Consider the following 16,693-nt stretch of genomic DNA (forward strand, 5'->3'; position numbering starts at 1 on the left):
CGTTTTTCCCTGTCACGATTTCTAACATTTCACTCACCGAATATATTGTGACTCGCAGCAGTTAGCGCTAATGTGTCGCTAACAAAGGAGGGCGTGTGTTTCCTATCTTATTATTACTGTTTATTTTAGTTCCAATTATTGAAATCGGCCTGTTTATCCAAGTCGGCGGGTTTCTTGGCTTATGGCCAACGATTGCATTGGTTTTGATTACAGCCTTTGTTGGTGCGTCTTTGGTGCGCAGCCAAGGTTTGCAAACCTTAATGAATGTGCAAAACCGCTTACAACAAGGTGAATTACCGGCTCAGCAAATTTTTGAAGGCGTGATGCTTGCCGTTGCAGGTGTATTACTGCTGACTCCAGGCTTTATGACAGATGCGTTGGGAATGTTGATTTTATTGCCAGCGCCACGTGCTGCTATCGCTAAATACCTAATGGGTAAAATGGTGGTCAAATCTGTTGGTGGTGGTTTTCATGGTGGTTTTAGCAATCAAGGCGGTTTTGGTTCTCAAGATGGCTTTGGGCAAGACCCGTTTCAGCGTAATCCGTTTGAACAATCGAAAGATGGCAACACCTTTGAAGGTGAGTTTGAGCGTAAAGAAGATGATGATCGCAATAAACTAAATTGAACAACCTGATAAATGAAAAGGCGCCTAGGCGCCTTTTTCTTTGTCGGTATAACCTTGAATCTAGATCGCGCCTTTGAAACCCATTTGTCGCCATGCTTCATAGGCAATAATCGCCACAGCATTGGAAAGGTTTAAGCTACGAGCGTCAGGCATCATTGGAATGCGAATACGTTGCTCCATGGGTAAGCTTTCAATCAATTCAGCCGGCAGGCCGCGAGTTTCTGGGCCAAACAGTAATACGTCACCTTCAGCAAATTTGGCATCGACGTGATGACCGGTCGTTTTGGTGGTACAAGCGAAAATACGAAATTGGCCGGTGCGTTCATTGTCAAGATAGTCGAGAAAAGCCTGAAGATCTTTATGGCGTTTAACACGCGCTAAGTCATGGTAATCCAAGCCTGCGCGGCGCACTTTTTTCTCTTCCAAATCAAAACCCAGAGGTTCAATGAGATGCAAATTGGCACCGCAATTGGCGCATAAACGGATTATATTGCCAGTATTTGGCGCAATTTCCGGTTCGTAGAGGGCAATATCAAACATGGCTTAATCTGTGTCAGTAAATACTGCGCTGGATTATAACAGGATGGCTTAACAAGCGAGAACTTAATAGCGGTTAGTGGGAGCCAACCGCGATTGGTTTTAGGTACGGTTGTTGAGCGCCTGATCGTAATGGCTTTCAACCATCGGCCAATTAATCACATTCCACCAAGCGTTAATATATTCAGGTCGTCGATTTTGGTAACTAATATAATAAGCGTGTTCCCACACATCGAGTGCGAGAATGGGAGCACCTTGTTGTTGGGCTACATCCATTAAAGGATTGTCTTGATTGGGGGTTGAAGTGATCACCAGTTGATCATTTTGTACGATAAGCCAAACAAAGCCGGAACCAAAAGTGTTCACTGCGGCTTGTGAGAATTGCTCTTTAAAGTTATCGAAAGAGCCAAACGTAAGAGCGATGGCATCGGCGAGTGCTCCGAGTGGTTGGCCGCCGCCATCGGGAGTCATACATTGCCAATAAAGAATGTGATTGTAAAATCCGCCACCATGGTTGCGTATTGCGGGAGAATGAGCGGAGACATTGGCGAAGATGGCGTTGAGTGAGTGAGATTCAAGCTCTGTTCCAGTTATCGCCGCGATAAATTTTTCGTAATAAGTGCGATGATGCTTGTTGTAGTGGACTTCCATGGTTTTAGCGTCGATATAAGGCTCTAGTGAGTCGTATGCGTATGGAAGTGCGGGAAATCGATGGGACATAGTAAATCCTCCTTGAATGAAGGATTTACTATAAATGATAATGAGATCCATTATCAATAGTGGGTTTGTAAGGTTATTGCGGTTACTCGACTCCAAGCGGGAGGCAAATCTCCACTCTTAACCCACCAAGTGGACTGCGTGATGCCTCAATGCTGCCACTATGTTGGCGGACTGCACTTTCAGTGATCGCCAAGCCTAATCCTGTGCCGCCACTGACACGGTCTCGTGCGGTAGAAACACGATAGAACGGCCTAAAGATCGCTTGGAGTTCTTCTTCTGGTACCCCTTCACCGTTGTCATCGACTCGCACTGTGACATGATCATGATTGGTGGCAATGGTCACATCGATTGCATCATGCCCATAGCGAATAGCATTGCGTACAATATTGTCTAGCGCACTCATTAGCAATTTGGGCTTACCTGAAATTACCTGCTCAGGAATGGTGGAGTAGGTGAGGAGTTTCCCCATTTGTTCTGCTTCAAATTGTGCGTCACTGAGGATCGCTTCCCACAGGCTTGAGAGCGGTTGTTTTTCTCGATCGGTGTGGCTGTCGAGCTGCATACGAGAGAGCTCTAACAGTTCAGAGATCATCTGTTCAAGTCGTTGCGCTTCGGTATCGATACGAGTCAACTCAGCACTATCACCTTGTTTACGTGTTGCCAATGCTGTTGCCATGCGCAAACGAGTCAGCGGTGAACGTAATTCATGAGAGATATCGGATAGCAGACGCTGTTGGCCGGAAATCATTTGATTGACGTCTTGCACCATTTGATTAAACGCAGTACCTGCTTGGCGGAACTCACTGGTGCCTTTTTCTAGGCTTGGGTCTACTACGAATTCACCTTTTGCTACGCGTTTTGCCGCCCGTTCTAGCTTGCGTGCTGGTTGGCTTAATGCCCATGCTAGCCATAGCAATAAGGGAGTACTCGCGACCATGACGGCGAGTAACAGCTGAAATGGCTTGTCGAACATGCGCAGTAAAAATGGCGGTGGTTGATCCCACTTAAAAGCGAGGAACATATGCAATGGCTGATCGGCAAGTGTGATTGGTACCGGGCCTGCCACCATGTAATGGCCATAGAGACGCTGTTTAGGATCGCTTGGCGATTCGATAGTTGAAATTAGGTTTTGCAATGCTCGCGCTTTAAAATCGCGCTGTTTTTGCGGAGTAAGAATATTGCCCTCAAGATCGGTGATGAAGTAGCGTGGGCGAGGATCACGTTTGCTCGGGCGATCTTTGTCGATTTCTCGTAAAATTTGATTGAGGTTATCGTTGCCTTGGTAATGGCTTTCAACGCGCTCAGCAAAGACTCTCATGCTGGCTAAGCTGTCTTGAGGGATCGAATGAGGTTTACGCGGATCAAGATGTGGCAAAGCCAACACCGCAATGACCACCAATAGCATGGTGAGCCAGAATATGGCAAAAATACGGCCGTAAAGGCTGGTGATGCGAGGTAAGCGCATTAGTCTTCCTCAACCAATAAGTAGCCACGTCCACGCAAAGTTTTGATTCTTGCTTTACCATCGTCACGCTCAGGGAGTTTTTTACGCAAGTTAGAAACATGCATATCGATGGCGCGATCAAACGCAGCTAAACGCTTACCCAACACATCTAAGCTGAGTACTTCTTTGGTAATGGTTTCACCAGGATGCACCACAAAGTGACTTAATAAGGCAAATTCAGTAGTGGTGAGATCGAGTTGCTGTCCTTGGCAATAGGCTTCTTGTTTACCAGGGAACACTTCAATGTCCTGATACTTTAGGCTATCACTGGGTTTGCTGGTGGTAACGGTCTGCGTGCGACGTAAAATAGCGCGAATACGAGCCAATAATTCACGATCACTGAACGGTTTTGGTAAGTAATCATCCGCGCCCAGTTCTAAACCGATCACGCGGTCAATCTCTTCCCCTTTTGCGGTGAGCATTAACACGGGGGTTTCCCAGTCTTCACGAATGCGTTTGAGTGTTTCGGTACCATTGAGTTTTGGCATCATCACATCAAGTAAGATCAAATCGATCTCTTTGTTAAGGGCAGCAAGGCCAGCTTCGCCATCATTGGCTTCAGAGACGACAAAACCTTCAAAGCTAAGCACTTCTTTGAGTAGGCTGGTCAGTTCAGTGTCGTCATCGATTAATAAAATGTGTGCCATATGGCTACCCTAATTGTCGCGGTGATGTAGTTAGTTTACTGATTATTCTTTCTAAGCATTAGCGTAAATTTTGCTCTTTACGAATCTTTACGCTCTCTAGACGTCTCTTTACTTCTGACCGACTAATCTAATATCAAGCGCTGCAACGGCAGCCCGACTAACAAAAGAAAGGTAGTGATTATGAAGACAGTAAAAAAATTCGTACTAGCAGCAGCGATTATTCCTCTAGCTTTTGCATCAGCAAGCGCGATGGCATTTGGTGGTAAAGGCGACCATAAAGGTGGTCAATGCCAAGGTGGTATGGACCGCGGTATGATGAAGAAGCTTGAACTAACCGACGCGCAAAAAACGCAACTTAAAGAGATGCGTGAAGCGAATAAAACCGAAATGAAAGCGAAATTTGCCGAGACGTCTGATGCACGTAAAGCGGAACGCCAAGCACAGCATGAAAAAGTGCAACAACTGGTTCTGGCAGACAATTTTGATCAAGCCGCTGCGAATGAACTGGCGAAAAATATGGTAGAGAAGCAAACTGAGCGCAAAGTAAAAATGCTAGAGAAGCAGCATCAAATGCTGAGCGTGCTCACTCCAGAACAAAAGGCCAAGTTTGTTGAGTTGAGTAAAGAGCGCATGGAAAAATGTGGCGAGAAACGTAAAAACCACCACTAATGATCAATGCGCTTTATGCGTAGTCTGATAAATCACAAAGCAGCCCATGGGCTGCTTTGTTGCATTTCATGGTTATGATTCGGTGTGCTAGGTCGATATTTTGTTAATCTGATTGCCATATCAAGGCTGCATATTAAGGTCACTTGCGTATAATTAGCGCATCATTGAAGATGAATACAAAGTGATGAAACAAGATTACGGAAAATTAGTCACGTTAGCGGCGTGGACCGCAACAGTGGTCGCGACATTATTATTGATCGTTAAATTAGTCGTTTGGTGGGTGACTGGCTCTGTCAGCTTACTCGCTTCTTTAATTGACTCCATGTTGGATATCGCCGCTTCGGTGGTTAACCTTGTGGTGATTCGTTATTCCCTTCAACCGGCCGATAAAGAACATCGATTTGGTCATGGTAAAGCAGAATCCTTGGCCGCACTGGCTCAAGCTATGTTTATCTCCGGTTCTGCGGTCTTTCTGATCCTTAATGGTGTCGAGCGCTTCTTTCGCCCAAGTGAACTCAACTCGCCAGAGTTAGGGGTTTACGTCAGCTTATTTGCGATGATAGTGACATTTGGTCTGGTACTGTTCCAAAAACATGTGGTGCGTAAAACCGGTAGCCAAGCGATTGCTGCTGACTCACTTCACTATCAAACCGATCTGTATATGAATGCTGCCATCATGGTGGCGTTAGGATTGAGCTGGGCGGGGATTGGTCAAGCTGATGCGGTGTTTGCCGTTGGGATTGGTTTCTTCATTTTATACAGTGCATTCAAAATGGTGACAGAGGCGACGCAAACGTTGCTAGATCGTCAACTTCCGGAAGAAGAGCTACAACAGATTAAGCATGAATGTTTGCAAGTTCCCGGAGTATTGGGTGTCCATCAGCTACGAACCCGTATGGCGGGACCAGTACGCTTTATCCAATTGCATTTAGAGTTGGAAGATCATATTCAGTTAATCGAGGCACATCGAATTTCTGACAACGTGGAGCGAAGTTTATTGGCGGCGTTTCCGCAAGCCGATATCCTCATCCACCAAGATCCATATTCAGTGGTTTACACCTCCGAACGAGTACAGAAATCGGTTGATTGGTAGTGGAATCAGCTTGGAATGTGGAGCGTTTATTGTCTATCTTTTCAACGAAAACAGAAATAAACGTGATCCTGATATGTATCAACAAAGTTAATGAGTAAACCTGTAATACTCTTACATAAGTAGAAAACTTACATAATTTCGTGCAAATAAATGTAGTATTCCTAACAAGGAACGGTAACATATTGCACAGCTGAAAGAATCTGGATAGCGGCTTGTTTTGTAAGCCTCTAACATAAAAATTGAAACAAGATTCCCAAAAATCGAGGGTGAGCATGATTAAGAAGATCGGTGTTTTGACGAGTGGCGGCGACGCTCCTGGTATGAACGCAGCTGTTCGCGGCGTAGTGCGTACTGCGTTGTCTGAAGGTTTGGAAGTGTATGGCGTACAAGATGGCTACTTGGGTCTATATGAAGACCGCATTGTACAATTAGACCGCTCAAGCGTATCTGATGTGATCAATAAAGGCGGTACATTCCTTGGCTCTGCACGTTTCCCTGAGTTCAAAGAAGTTGAAGTGCGTGAGCAAGCAATCGAGAACCTGAAAAAACACGGTATCGATGCGCTAGTGGTTATTGGTGGTGATGGTTCGTACATGGGTGCGAAGAAACTGACTGAGATGGGTTACCCATGTATCGGTCTACCAGGTACTATCGACAACGATATCGCAGGTACAGACTACACTATCGGTTACTTAACAGCACTTAACACGGTTATCGATGCGATTGACCGTCTACGTGATACTTCTTCTTCTCACCAACGTATTTCTATCGTTGAGATCATGGGCCGTCATTGTGGCGATCTAACCCTAATGTCAGCGATTGCTGGTGGTTGTGAATACATCATCACGCCAGAAACCGGTCTGGATAAAGAAAAGCTAATCAGCAACATCCAAGATGGTATCGACAAAGGCAAAAAACACGCGATTATCGCGCTGACTGAGCTAATGATGGATGCTAACGAGCTGGCGAAAGAGATCGAAGCTGCAACGGGTCGTGAAACTCGTGCAACGGTTCTTGGTCACATCCAACGTGGTGGTCGTCCAACCGCATTTGACCGTGTACTGGCTTCTCGCATGGGTAACTATGCCGTTCATCTATTGCTAGAAGGTGAAGGTGGTCGTTGTGTGGGTATTCAAAAAGAACAGCTTGTTCACCATGATATCATCGACGCTATCGAAAACATGAAGCGCCCAGTACGTAACGATCTATACAAGGTTGCTGAAGAGTTGTTCTAAGCGACTTTGTCGAGAGTAAGATCTTACGAATACAAAAAAACCACCTCATGAGGTGGTTTTTTTCGTTTTGAGCATAGTGATTTGCAGTGTTAACTCTTATCGATCGATTTCGCTCGGCTTGGCTCTTTTTTACCGTGGAATTTTTGGTGCACCCCACGGCGTAATGCCTTGATTCGATTTTCCGCTTTATCGACGCCAAGCAGTACACTCAGTGCTAACACGGTAATTAAAACCGATTGCTGTAAATAACCCAACCCAATCATCATGCCTAATGCTGCCAAAAGCCAGATGATCGCAGCTGAGGTTACACCGTGAATTTTGCCATCGAGTGTCATCATGACACCGGCACCTAAAAAGCCCACACCCGTAATGATCTGACCCAGAACCCGCGCTTGATCAAGCGTGTTTGGTGAGAGAGATACAGCCATCGACATGAAGAAGTAGGTGCCTGATATGATCAAGATTGAGGTACGAATCCCGACTGGCTTTCCGCGGGTTTGGCGTTCGACACCAATAAGAATGCCATTGAGGGCGCAGCATAGTAGCGCTGACCATGTAAACGGCCCAAGATCGAGTAGTTGGTCTAGATTGATTTGCATTTGGACCTCCAAAATCGCGGAGTATCCATACTATAGACTACGCGAGCGAGCAAAAGATTCTTATTGTTACAATTAACAAGTGTTATGTGATTAGCAACCTTGAGTGACAAACTCAAAACGAGGAGGAGTGGAAGCGGTGGCTTCCTCATAACGTAAGAGGCAGTTCAGGCTAGGATCGATGCGCGACTTGGTCATAAAGCGGATCCAGTTTTCACTGGGGTTGTTGTGAAAATACCAATCAGCCGGATCGTTCGGATGGAAAATAGCATCGACAAAGTTCGCTTCAATTAACTGGCTCCAAGTTTGACGCGAGAACGCGGCTGGGTAGCCGTAAGCGAGTTGAATCGGATCACCTTCTATCGTAATCGTAGCACTGCTCAAATTAGCTAAACCTTGTTGAATCGCCAATGGGTAGATCATATCGTTGGCACTTTGCATACCCGCTTTTAATCCGTTAAGTGCTGCGATTCGTGAGTCAGTGTGTAAGTTAACCAGTCTTGGCATTGCGGTGACAGCTAATATGCCTAACACCACAATAACCACAACCAATTCAATCAAAGTAAAACCCAAACTAGAACGTTTCATAATGCAACAATAGACAGAGACAAGACATGCGTATGGTACCAAAGTTTATCTTTGATTTTTAATGCTATTTGCTTGATGTTACTCCAGATATAAATCTAACGGTGTTTTACTCGAACGACCGCCAATTTCGCGGGTTAACTTTGGTACTAGATAGCCGGATACATTTTCAATCAGGCCATGGATCAACGCTCGCGCTTGTTGATCATCAACAAAGAAATGCGCCGCCCCTTGCACCTTATCCAGCACGTGTAAGTAGTAAGGTAAAATATGCGCATCAAACAGTGCTTCACTTAAATTGATTTGCGCATCGACACTGTCGTTAACGCCTTTTAGTAGCACGCTTTGATTGAGTAATGTCACGCCTACCGCTTTCAACTTTGCCATTTGCTCAGTGAGTTCGGTATTAATTTCATTGGCATGATTGATGTGAGTCACGAGCACCACTTGTAAGCGAGTACTGGCAAAGAGCGTCAGTAAGCGGTCTGTGATTCGGCTTGGAATGACCACGGGGAGGCGAGAGTGAATGCGCAGTCGCTTGATATGAGGAATGTTGGCAATGCCATCCATCAACCAACTTAGCTCATCATCTTTGGCCATCAGTGGATCGCCACCTGATAAAATCACTTCATTGAGCTCAGGATGCGCAGCAATGTAATCTAAGCTGGTTTGCCACGCCCGTTTACTGCCTTTGTTGTCTTGATAAGGGAAATGACGACGGAAGCAGTATCGGCAATTAATAGCGCAGCCTCCTTTGACTATCATCAGGGCACGGTTGCGATATTTGTGCAAAAGTCCCGGGATCGCATTGTTTTGTTCTTCCAATGGATCGCTGCTATAGCCTTCCTGTACCGCAAATTCGTCTGATAACGGTAAAACTTGGCGTAAAAGCGGATCAAAGGGATTGCCTTTTTCCATTCTATCGACAAAACTTTGCGGCACACGCTGCGCAAAAAGCGTTTTTGCTTCAAATCCGTGTTGCCAAGGTGAAGGATCGATCTCTAACTGTTTCAGCAGTTTAGTAGGATCAGAGATCCCATTCGCCAGCTGTTTGAGCCAGTTTTGCTCAACAGATTCGGCATTTCGGGTTATGATGTGCGGCATTAAATTTAACTCGAAGAATGGTAAGAGGAAAAAATGGCTACTGTTAGCACGAATGAATTCAAAGGCGGTCTTAAAATTATGCTTGATAACGAGCCTTGTGTCATTCTCGAAAACGAGTTTGTCAAACCAGGCAAAGGTCAGGCGTTTAACCGCGTAAGAATCCGTAAGCTACTTTCCGGTAAAGTTCTAGAGAAAACATTTAAGTCTGGCGACACTGTTGAAGTGGCTGACGTAATGGATATCGATCTAGATTACCTGTACAACGACGGTGAATTCTACCACTTCATGAACAACGAAACGTTTGATCAGATTGCTGCAGATGCAAAAGCAGTGGGTGAGAGCTCTAAGTGGTTGGTAGAAAATAATACTTGTATGCTAACGCTTTGGAACGGCAACCCTATCGTTGTTACGCCACCAAACTTCGTTGAATTAGAAGTGGTTGAGACGGATCCAGGTCTGAAAGGTGATACACAAGGTACGGGTGGTAAACCAGCAACGCTGTCTACTGGTGCTGTTGTACGTGTACCACTATTCATCGCGATTGGCGAAGTGATCAAAGTTGATACTCGTTCAGCTGAATACGTAAGCCGTGTAAAGTAATTTACGTGCAGAAATAAAAAAGGTCACTTCGGTGGCCTTTTTTGTTTTTCTGCTAACGTTGATATGACACAATTTCATTTATTAGATATTGATGATACTGATGAGCATGAAACAAACGCTGAAAATTTGGCTTGATGCCGCTCGCCCTAAAACTTTGCCTCTAGCCCTGGTTTCGATTTTGACCGGCAGTGTGTTGGCGTTCTCTAACCACCATTTTTCATTTTCTGTTGCGATACTCGCGTTTATTACTGCGACTTTGCTACAGATTTTGTCTAATTTAGCCAATGACTATGGTGACGCGGTTAAAGGCACGGATAACGAAGCACGCTTAGGGCCAACGCGCGCGATTCAATCGGGTGCCGTGACACCAAAAACCATGCGCCAAGCGATCATCATTAATATTATTTTTACGATTATCGCCGGTTTAATTTTGGTGCTACATGCTTTAACTAACTGGGAAAGTATTGTTGCCTTCTTAGGCTTAGGTTTATTGGCGATCATGGCTGCGATTGCTTATACCGTAGGAAATAAGCCTTATGGTTACGTGGGCCTTGGTGATATTTCAGTCTTCATCTTTTTTGGTCTACTTGGTGTCGCGGGTACGTTCTTCTTGCATACTGGTATTGTTGACCTTTCATTAGCATTACCTGCCATTGGTTGTGGCTTGTTGGCGGTTGCAGTGCTCAATATCAACAATATGCGTGATATCGAAAATGATGAACAGTGCGGAAAGCGTACGGTTGCGGTTCGTCTAGGTCAGCGCAGAGCAAAGCAATATCACTTCATTTTACTCGGTGGCGCAGTGTTGGCGTTTATCGCTTATTTGCTACTGCAACCGGCTCCAATTTGGTTGATGTTGCCATTTTTATTAAGTGTGTTGGTGGTGTACAAACATGGCAGAGCAGTCTGGCTCGCCAAGCAGCCAGCAGACATCGCACCAATGATGCCAATTGTGGTGAAATGCTCACTATTGACCAACCTACTTTTCACCGGAGTTGTTATAGCTCAAACTCTCGTGAGTTGATTGATGTTTGTCATTGCAATGACTCAGTGAGGGGATATACTCGATTAACAACACCAATGCTATGAGACGAATTGCGATGGAATACAATACTTCAGCTCTATGTGATATCTATTTAGAACAAGTCGATGTGGTTGAACCAATGTTCAGTAACTTCGGTGGTAGCGCTTCGTTCGCGGGCCAAATCACTACCGTTAAGTGCTTCGAAGACAATGGCATCATTCGTGAAATCTTAGAGCAAGATGGCGTTGGTCGAGTTTTATTAGTCGATGGTGGCGGTTCACTTCGTCGTGCTTTAGTCGATGCAGAAATTGCAGCATTGGCAGAAGAGAATGAGTGGGAAGGTATTGTTGTCTATGGCTGTGTACGCGAAGTTGATGAACTGGAAGATATGAGCATCGGCATCCAAGCGTTGGCTTCTATTCCTGTGGGGGCAACCTCTAAGGGTGAAGGCGAAACCGATGTCGCGGTGAATTTTGGTGGTGTCACCTTCTTACCAGAAGATTACCTGTATGCTGATAACACGGGCGTTATCTTGTCGCAAGAGCCGCTCAATATTGATCTTGAGATCGAAGAAGACCAAGAGCAATAAGCACAATTTACAACAGAAAAGCCAGCGTAATGCTGGCTTTTTTGTATTTGGCATTTTGGTTTAATCAGCCCGCAGGGTGATTTTCTTGATGTAGAGAGCGTAACCATAGCCCAATGTACCACCGAGAATATTCCCCAGCGCAATCCCAATAAAGACCCCTTCAATCCCATATGCAAAACCGCCAATCCACGCTAAGGGCAAGGTAAAGATAAACAGTCGCATCGCACTCCATTGAAAGGCTTTGAGTGGCTGGTGCATGGAATTTAGTCCGGAAACCAACATCATCATAATGCCTTGGAAACCATAACTAAATGGCACGACGAGAAGATAGTGCCAAAGTAGGTTGCGTACACTTTCTTCCTGTGAAAAGAGCGCGGCCAGCGGCACGCTTAGAGGCACCATAAAGAGGAATAGAATGAATTGGAATCCAAGCGCAAAACGCATGCTGAGAAACTGGCCATCAAAACTACGCTGTGGATTTCCGGCGCCAAAGTTTTGCGCCATAAAAGGGGTTAAAGCAGAGGTGAGGGACATCAGCACTAAGATCAATATCGATTCAATTCGTTGCGCTGCACCATAAGCGGCAACCGCGGCTGTGCCATGACTGGAAAGTATCATCATCAATAATGCACCGGAAAGCGGAGTCATCGCATTGGACATGGCTGCTGGCGTGCCAATTTTGAGGATCATTTTCCAATCATCCATCAAATGGTTCAGTTGCGGCCAGCTTAGTAATTTTTCGCGTTTGATCAATACAAACAATGACCCGACTAATGCACCCAACCAGCTGAACGCACTGGCAATCGCTGCGCCTTGAATACCCAGCTCTGGAAAGGGGCCGTACCCGAAAATCAATAAGGGATCGAGTACACCGTTAATCACACCGGCGACAATCATGATTTTTGCTGGCGTCGTGGTATCACCAGTGGCTCGAATCGAACTGTTGCCAGCCATCGGGATCACCAGCAGCGGAATGGCTAAGTACCACACACTCATGTATTCGCTAATCAATGGGATTAATTTAGCTTCAGCCCCTAATGCGAGGAATAAAGGCTCAATAGTCAGCAGTCCTAGTGTGGAAGCGATTGCGACTAAAATAACGGCCAGCAGCAGACCGTGCGTTGAAAAGCGAGCGGCGCTTTGCGACTGACCTTGACCTAAGAGTCGACCAATATTGGTTGATAGACCAATACCGATGCCCATGGTGATGCAGTTCACCCCAAAGGTTACGGGGAAGGTGTAACTGACGGCAGCGAGTGCGTCTGTGCCCAGCAATGAAATGAAAAACGTGTCTACCAAGTTAAACATCAAGATCGCAATCAAACCCATGGTCATCGGGATGGTCATTTGTCGCAGCACTTGAGGGATCGGGTCGCTTAGCAGGCCGTGTTTATCTTGCATAAGAGCGTCGCACTTGAGGAAAAGAGTAGAATACTTGATTCAAAGTCAGTGCGACAGGTTTTCATGGGTGATTAGTTTGGTACCCAAATAAAAAAGGCCAACCGAAGTTGACCTTTTCTTTCATTTAAACCGAGAGGTTTAAATTAAGCTTTTGCTGCCGCTGCTGCGCGAGCGATTGCTGCGAAGCCTTTTGCATCAAGCGCTGCACCACCAACTAGAGCACCGTCGATGTCTGGTTGTGAGAAGTAAGCTTCTGCGTTTTCTGGTTTAACAGAACCGCCGTACTGGATGATTACTTGCTCAGCCACTGCTGCGTCTTTTGCTGCGATCATTGCACGGATAGAAGCGTGGATGCGTTGTGCATCTTCCGCTGTTGCTGCTTTACCAGTACCGATTGCCCAGATTGGTTCGTAAGCGATGATTGCATCGTTTAGCGCTTCAACACCGTATGCATCGATAACTGCATTGATTTGACGTGCACATACTGCTTCAGTTTCGCCAGCTTCGTTTTGCGCTTCTGACTCACCGATACAGAAAACAGGTTTTAGGCCATTTTCTTTTAGGAATGCGAATTTCTTAGCAACGAATTCGTCTGACTCTGCGTGGTATTCACGACGCTCAGAGTGACCGATGATGATGTGTGTTGCACCGAAATCTTTAAGCATTGCTGGAGACATGTCGCCAGTGAATGCACCACTGTTGTTTAGGTCAGTGTTTTGTGCACCTAGAATGATCTTGTTACCGCCTTCTGCGATTAGACGCTCAGCTAGGTCGATGTATAGCGCAGGTGGCGCTACTGCTACGTCAACACCTTCAACACCTTCAAGCTCAGCGTTAAGACCAGTTAGCAGCTCAGTTACCATTGCTTTGCTACCGTTAAGTTTCCAGTTACCCATCACTACAGGACGACGCATAGGAATATCTCCGTATTAATTAATTAAAAGTGTTAATGTAAATAATCTACGTAGGAATATAACAGAATAAATTCGCTAGATCATGACCCGAATCATTTCTTAATCGGATCTCATCGCCGACTCGGAGTGATTGACTACTGCAAAACACAAGCTCAACGCTATCAGTGATCTACTAGACAGAATAATAGTAACGGGCTCGGTTTTTGTTCGATAAATTGGTATTAGTGCTCAATCCAAATCTGAAACCATTTAGCAGAATCAAGGAATGATATGCCACATTTAGTTATGGAATACTCAAATTCGGTCGATGAACGTGTCAATGTGCAAGGGTTATTGGAAGACTTGCACCATGCTGCGATACAATCTGGTTTGTTTGACGCACCATCATTGAAATCGAGAGCGTTACGCTACCATCACTGGTTAATTGGTGAGGCAGGGGATAGCATCGATTTTATTCACATTACGTTTGAATTACTGGATGGCAGAACGCAGGAGCAAAAGCGTGAGTTATCGCGGCAGCTAATGGCCGTTTTGCAACAGCAAGCGAGCCATATAGGCAGTTTGACCATTAACGTAAGAGATATGGATAAATCAAGTTTCCAAAAAGTCGTCAATTGAGACAAAGTGTATTTTGATTGTTTATTTTAGAAGTGTTGGTTAGGTAAAAAGATGTCGATTAAAGAGTTGTTGTTTTCCTTCCAAGGTCGTATTGGACGCAAAGTCTATTGGATCTGGAATCTAGTTTATTACGTGTTGATTATGGGCTTTGCCATGGGGATCAATCAGCTGTTCCCTGCCTATTCGCATCTCATTTTACCCGTCTTTCTGATTTTCGTTCTGATCCCTGATTTGGCGATTACCGCCAAGCGCTGGCATGACCGTGGTAAATCAAACTGGTGGTTGTTGATGAACGTGCCATTGATTGTGGGGCGAATGACTGTGCCGGTAAATGATCCAAGCCAAATGTCTCAAAGCACCACTTTGCAGATGATCAGCTCATTGGCGGCGCTAGTGTGTGGTGTTTGGATTTTGATTGAGTGTGGCTTCTTGAAGGGCCAATACGGTGATAACCAATACGGTCCTGAGCCTAAATAGCCTTTCACAATGCCGCAAAATATGCGGCGAAAAAATGCAAAAAGGGTTGACCTAATCGTCAACCCTTTGTCTTTTCTGAAGCCGCGTATCAACAATGCGGGTGTGCTATTTTCTTAGCCAAACTTCTTCAACCAGATGATTGATGCCTTTTTTGAGAACCAATTGGGCTCGACCTTTGGTTGGCAGAATATTCTCTTGTAAGTTCACACCATTAATTGTGCGCCAAATGTCTTTCGCTTTATCAATGGCTTGCTGCTCAGTCAATTGAGTGTAGTGACTAAAGTAAGAGCCTGGCTCGGTAAATGCCCCTTGGCGGAACTTAAGAAAGCGCTCAATATACCATTGCTCGATCACTTCCGTTTCGGCGTCGACGTATAACGTGAAATCAAGGAAATCTGAGACAAAAACTCGATGTGGGTCATGGGGATAATCCATGCCACTTTGCAGTACATTAAGCCCTTCAATGATCAATACATCAGGGCGATCAATGGTTTTTACTTCGTCGGTAATATCGTAAGTCAGGTGCGAATAGAGGGGCACTTGTAAATTTGGCTTACCGGATTTGATGTCAGAAACGAACTCAACCAACCGCTTGATGTCGTAGGATTCAGGAAACCCTTTACGGTGAAGAATACCACGCGCTTCCAGCTGTTTTTTCGGATAAAGGAAGCCATCAGTAGTGACCAATTCAACCTTGGAGTGATTGTCCCAACGAGAAAGCAACGCTTTGAGTAGGCGTGCTGTGGTGCTCTTGCCTACGGCAACACTGCCGGCAATGCCGATGATAAAAGGAGGTGCATTATCGCGGGCTTTTTCACCGAGAAAATTTTGTAGCACCGAATTTCGACTTTGGCGTGCCGCGATATAAAGATTGAGTAAACGGGCCAGAGGAAGATAAATCTCAACAGATTCTTCCATGGTTAGACTTTCGTTCACACCTTGCAGCTCTTTTAGATCTTCTTCAGACAAAGTCATGGGTACTGAATTTCGTAGCTCAGCCCATTGCTGTCTATTAAAAGAAAGGTATGGGGTCATGGTTTCCCTAATCGATTCATCGCACAGAAGTTGGAAAATACATCAAGCTTGGCAGAAAGAAAATGACAGACGCACCAGAATTGTTTTTTCCGACAAAAATTGCACGAAAATTCGGCAAATAGAGGGAAACTTGGGAAAAAAAATACTTTTTTCCATTTTGCTATTGCAAGGTAGAAAATCATTCAATAGAATGCGCACCACTTATGCCGACTTAGCTCAGTAGGTAGAGCAACTGACTTGTAATCAGTAGGTCACCAGTTCGATTCCGGTAGTCGGCACCATTCTCTCCTGTTTCTTCTAGAAACGTCGTAGTGAGAATGGAATGTAAAAATTTGGAGGGGTTCCCGAGTGGCCAAAGGGAGCAGACTGTAAATCTGCCGGCACTGCCTTCGATGGTTCGAATCCGTCCCCCTCCACCATATTCTTTAGGAAATAGCTCGAAGAGTTACGTGTGCGGGCATCGTATAATGGCTATTACCTCAGCCTTCCAAGCTGATGATGCGGGTTCGATTCCCGCTGCCCGCTCCAATCACTAGTGTTGCTGATATAGCTCAGGCGGTAGAGCGCATCCTTGGTAAGGATGAGGTCCCCAGTTCGATTCTGGGTATCAGCACCAGCTCCCAAAGCAAAATTTTCCTTTTGATATATACTTTATCACCAATAAGTTTGGTTACGTGGTCATTTGCGCCACTTAAATCCGTACCTAGAGGGACAACTCA

The 16,693-nt window shown here is 45.3% G+C and carries 19 protein-coding genes and 4 tRNA genes; 13 read left to right on the plus strand and 10 right to left on the minus strand.

Going from position 1 to position 16,693, the window contains the following annotated elements; translation table 11 throughout:
- The first annotated feature begins 95 nt into the window (after positions 1 to 95).
- Complete coding sequence (locus RH85_RS20855; RefSeq protein WP_006714727.1) at positions 96 to 626, plus strand: FxsA family protein; 531 nt, start codon at positions 96 to 98, stop codon at positions 624 to 626.
- A gap of 60 nt (positions 627 to 686) precedes the next feature.
- On the opposite strand, the gene trmL is transcribed toward RH85_RS20855, so the two are convergent.
- The 4 genes from trmL to RH85_RS20875 all read right to left on the minus strand — a co-directional run bounded on the left by trmL (position 687) and on the right by RH85_RS20875 (position 4,034).
- Positions 687 to 1,166, minus strand: a complete 480-nt coding sequence (gene trmL / locus RH85_RS20860) for a tRNA (uridine(34)/cytosine(34)/5-carboxymethylaminomethyluridine(34)-2'-O)-methyltransferase TrmL (RefSeq protein WP_006714728.1) — start codon at positions 1,164 to 1,166, stop codon at positions 687 to 689.
- Between the two features lie 99 nt (positions 1,167 to 1,265).
- Positions 1,266 to 1,883, minus strand: a complete 618-nt coding sequence (locus tag RH85_RS20865) for a superoxide dismutase (protein WP_006714729.1) — start codon at positions 1,881 to 1,883, stop codon at positions 1,266 to 1,268.
- An 82-nt stretch (positions 1,884 to 1,965) separates the two neighbouring features.
- Positions 1,966 to 3,348, minus strand: coding sequence for an envelope stress sensor histidine kinase CpxA (gene cpxA, locus RH85_RS20870; protein ID WP_006714730.1), 1,383 nt, complete (start codon positions 3,346 to 3,348; stop codon positions 1,966 to 1,968).
- Positions 3,348 to 4,034, minus strand: a complete 687-nt coding sequence (locus RH85_RS20875) for a response regulator (RefSeq protein WP_006714731.1) — start codon at positions 4,032 to 4,034, stop codon at positions 3,348 to 3,350. The genes cpxA and RH85_RS20875 overlap by 1 nt, the downstream gene beginning before the upstream one ends.
- Positions 4,035 to 4,214: 180 nt before the next feature.
- On the opposite strand from RH85_RS20875, the gene RH85_RS20880 reads away from it, so the two are divergent.
- The 3 genes from RH85_RS20880 (at position 4,215) to pfkA (ending at position 7,031) form a co-directional block, all read left to right on the plus strand.
- The gene (locus tag RH85_RS20880) at positions 4,215 to 4,703 is read left to right on the plus strand and encodes a CpxP family protein (protein WP_006714732.1); all 489 of its coding nucleotides are present in this window, start codon (positions 4,215 to 4,217) and stop codon (positions 4,701 to 4,703) included.
- 184 nt (positions 4,704 to 4,887) lie between these two features.
- Complete coding sequence (gene fieF, locus RH85_RS20885; RefSeq protein WP_006714733.1) at positions 4,888 to 5,796, plus strand: CDF family cation-efflux transporter FieF; 909 nt, start codon at positions 4,888 to 4,890, stop codon at positions 5,794 to 5,796.
- A gap of 272 nt (positions 5,797 to 6,068) precedes the next feature.
- The gene (gene pfkA, locus RH85_RS20890; protein WP_005599287.1) at positions 6,069 to 7,031 is read left to right on the plus strand and encodes a 6-phosphofructokinase; all 963 of its coding nucleotides are present in this window, start codon (positions 6,069 to 6,071) and stop codon (positions 7,029 to 7,031) included.
- A gap of 89 nt (positions 7,032 to 7,120) precedes the next feature.
- Here the strand turns inward: pfkA and RH85_RS20895 are convergent, their stop codons facing one another.
- From RH85_RS20895 to epmB, 3 genes are all read right to left on the minus strand, one after another.
- Positions 7,121 to 7,630 (minus strand): MgtC/SapB family protein, encoded by a 510-nt coding sequence (locus RH85_RS20895; protein WP_006714734.1) that lies wholly within the window; start codon positions 7,628 to 7,630, stop codon positions 7,121 to 7,123.
- Positions 7,631 to 7,720: 90 nt separating this feature from the next.
- Positions 7,721 to 8,215 (minus strand): prepilin-type N-terminal cleavage/methylation domain-containing protein, encoded by a 495-nt coding sequence (locus tag RH85_RS20900; RefSeq protein WP_039949505.1) that lies wholly within the window; start codon positions 8,213 to 8,215, stop codon positions 7,721 to 7,723.
- 78 nt (positions 8,216 to 8,293) lie between these two features.
- Positions 8,294 to 9,316 carry an EF-P beta-lysylation protein EpmB gene (gene epmB / locus RH85_RS20905; protein ID WP_006714736.1) on the minus strand — a complete coding sequence of 341 codons (1,023 nt, stop codon included), beginning with the start codon at positions 9,314 to 9,316 and terminating at the stop codon, positions 8,294 to 8,296.
- Positions 9,317 to 9,349: 33 nt separating this feature from the next.
- Here epmB and efp point away from each other — a divergent pair, with 33 nt between their 5' ends.
- The 3 genes from efp to rraA all read left to right on the plus strand — a co-directional run bounded on the left by efp (position 9,350) and on the right by rraA (position 11,529).
- Positions 9,350 to 9,916, plus strand: a complete 567-nt coding sequence (gene efp / locus RH85_RS20910; protein ID WP_006714737.1) for an elongation factor P — start codon at positions 9,350 to 9,352, stop codon at positions 9,914 to 9,916.
- A gap of 106 nt (positions 9,917 to 10,022) precedes the next feature.
- Complete coding sequence (locus tag RH85_RS20915) at positions 10,023 to 10,940, plus strand: 1,4-dihydroxy-2-naphthoate polyprenyltransferase (RefSeq protein WP_006714738.1); 918 nt, start codon at positions 10,023 to 10,025, stop codon at positions 10,938 to 10,940.
- A gap of 76 nt (positions 10,941 to 11,016) precedes the next feature.
- A complete protein-coding gene (gene rraA, locus RH85_RS20920) occupies positions 11,017 to 11,529 on the plus strand; it encodes a ribonuclease E activity regulator RraA (RefSeq protein WP_006714739.1) in 513 nt (170 codons plus the stop codon).
- A gap of 60 nt (positions 11,530 to 11,589) precedes the next feature.
- On the opposite strand, the gene RH85_RS20925 is transcribed toward rraA, so the two are convergent.
- Complete coding sequence (locus RH85_RS20925; protein WP_006714740.1) at positions 11,590 to 12,930, minus strand: MATE family efflux transporter; 1,341 nt, start codon at positions 12,928 to 12,930, stop codon at positions 11,590 to 11,592.
- 143 nt (positions 12,931 to 13,073) lie between these two features.
- Positions 13,074 to 13,844: a triose-phosphate isomerase gene (tpiA, locus tag RH85_RS20930; RefSeq protein WP_006714741.1), complete on the minus strand. Its 771-nt coding sequence runs from the start codon at positions 13,842 to 13,844 to the stop codon at positions 13,074 to 13,076.
- 270 nt (positions 13,845 to 14,114) lie between these two features.
- On the opposite strand from tpiA, the gene RH85_RS20935 reads away from it, so the two are divergent.
- Complete coding sequence (locus RH85_RS20935; protein WP_006714742.1) at positions 14,115 to 14,462, plus strand: 5-carboxymethyl-2-hydroxymuconate Delta-isomerase; 348 nt, start codon at positions 14,115 to 14,117, stop codon at positions 14,460 to 14,462.
- Between the two features lie 51 nt (positions 14,463 to 14,513).
- Positions 14,514 to 14,939 carry a DUF805 domain-containing protein gene (locus RH85_RS20940; RefSeq protein WP_006714743.1) on the plus strand — a complete coding sequence of 142 codons (426 nt, stop codon included), beginning with the start codon at positions 14,514 to 14,516 and terminating at the stop codon, positions 14,937 to 14,939.
- Positions 14,940 to 15,044: 105 nt separating this feature from the next.
- Here the strand turns inward: RH85_RS20940 and coaA are convergent, their stop codons facing one another.
- On the minus strand, positions 15,045 to 15,974 hold the full coding sequence (coaA, locus tag RH85_RS20945) for a type I pantothenate kinase (RefSeq protein ID WP_006714744.1): 930 nt from the start codon (positions 15,972 to 15,974) through the stop codon (positions 15,045 to 15,047).
- A gap of 205 nt (positions 15,975 to 16,179) precedes the next feature.
- Between coaA and RH85_RS20950 the strand changes: the two genes are divergently transcribed.
- From RH85_RS20950 to RH85_RS20965, 4 genes are all read left to right on the plus strand, one after another.
- Positions 16,180 to 16,255: transfer RNA gene (locus RH85_RS20950), tRNA-Thr, on the plus strand.
- A 53-nt stretch (positions 16,256 to 16,308) separates the two neighbouring features.
- Positions 16,309 to 16,393, plus strand: a tRNA-Tyr gene (locus RH85_RS20955).
- Between the two features lie 34 nt (positions 16,394 to 16,427).
- Positions 16,428 to 16,502: transfer RNA gene (locus RH85_RS20960), tRNA-Gly, on the plus strand.
- A gap of 12 nt (positions 16,503 to 16,514) precedes the next feature.
- Positions 16,515 to 16,590: transfer RNA gene (locus RH85_RS20965), tRNA-Thr, on the plus strand.
- The last annotated feature ends 103 nt before the right edge of the window (positions 16,591 to 16,693 follow it).

It is taken from the genome of Vibrio ichthyoenteri ATCC 700023, assembly GCF_000222605.1.
GTDB lineage: Bacteria > Pseudomonadota > Gammaproteobacteria > Enterobacterales > Vibrionaceae > Vibrio > Vibrio ichthyoenteri.

Bases quoted from the DNA above. Each gene is read 5' to 3' on its own strand.
- RH85_RS20925 (WP_006714740.1), bottom strand. From the start codon at position 12,930: ATGCAAGATAAACACGGCCTGCTAAGCGACCCGATCCCTCAAGTGCTG.
- RH85_RS20865 (WP_006714729.1), bottom strand. From the start codon at position 1,883: ATGTCCCATCGATTTCCCGCACTTCCATACGCATACGACTCACTAGAG.
- cpxA (WP_006714730.1), bottom strand. From the start codon at position 3,348: ATGCGCTTACCTCGCATCACCAGCCTTTACGGCCGTATTTTTGCCATA.
- rraA (WP_006714739.1), top strand. From the start codon at position 11,017: ATGGAATACAATACTTCAGCTCTATGTGATATCTATTTAGAACAAGTC.
- RH85_RS20880 (WP_006714732.1), top strand. From the start codon at position 4,215: ATGAAGACAGTAAAAAAATTCGTACTAGCAGCAGCGATTATTCCTCTA.
- trmL (WP_006714728.1), bottom strand. From the start codon at position 1,166: ATGTTTGATATTGCCCTCTACGAACCGGAAATTGCGCCAAATACTGGC.
- efp (WP_006714737.1), top strand. From the start codon at position 9,350: ATGGCTACTGTTAGCACGAATGAATTCAAAGGCGGTCTTAAAATTATG.
- RH85_RS20895 (WP_006714734.1), bottom strand. From the start codon at position 7,630: ATGCAAATCAATCTAGACCAACTACTCGATCTTGGGCCGTTTACATGG.
- fieF (WP_006714733.1), top strand. From the start codon at position 4,888: ATGAAACAAGATTACGGAAAATTAGTCACGTTAGCGGCGTGGACCGCA.
- tpiA (WP_006714741.1), bottom strand. From the start codon at position 13,844: ATGCGTCGTCCTGTAGTGATGGGTAACTGGAAACTTAACGGTAGCAAA.
- RH85_RS20940 (WP_006714743.1), top strand. From the start codon at position 14,514: ATGTCGATTAAAGAGTTGTTGTTTTCCTTCCAAGGTCGTATTGGACGC.
- RH85_RS20875 (WP_006714731.1), bottom strand. From the start codon at position 4,034: ATGGCACACATTTTATTAATCGATGACGACACTGAACTGACCAGCCTA.
- coaA (WP_006714744.1), bottom strand. From the start codon at position 15,974: ATGACCCCATACCTTTCTTTTAATAGACAGCAATGGGCTGAGCTACGA.
- RH85_RS20900 (WP_039949505.1), bottom strand. From the start codon at position 8,215: ATGAAACGTTCTAGTTTGGGTTTTACTTTGATTGAATTGGTTGTGGTT.
- RH85_RS20915 (WP_006714738.1), top strand. From the start codon at position 10,023: ATGAAACAAACGCTGAAAATTTGGCTTGATGCCGCTCGCCCTAAAACT.
- pfkA (WP_005599287.1), top strand. From the start codon at position 6,069: ATGATTAAGAAGATCGGTGTTTTGACGAGTGGCGGCGACGCTCCTGGT.
- RH85_RS20935 (WP_006714742.1), top strand. From the start codon at position 14,115: ATGCCACATTTAGTTATGGAATACTCAAATTCGGTCGATGAACGTGTC.
- epmB (WP_006714736.1), bottom strand. From the start codon at position 9,316: ATGCCGCACATCATAACCCGAAATGCCGAATCTGTTGAGCAAAACTGG.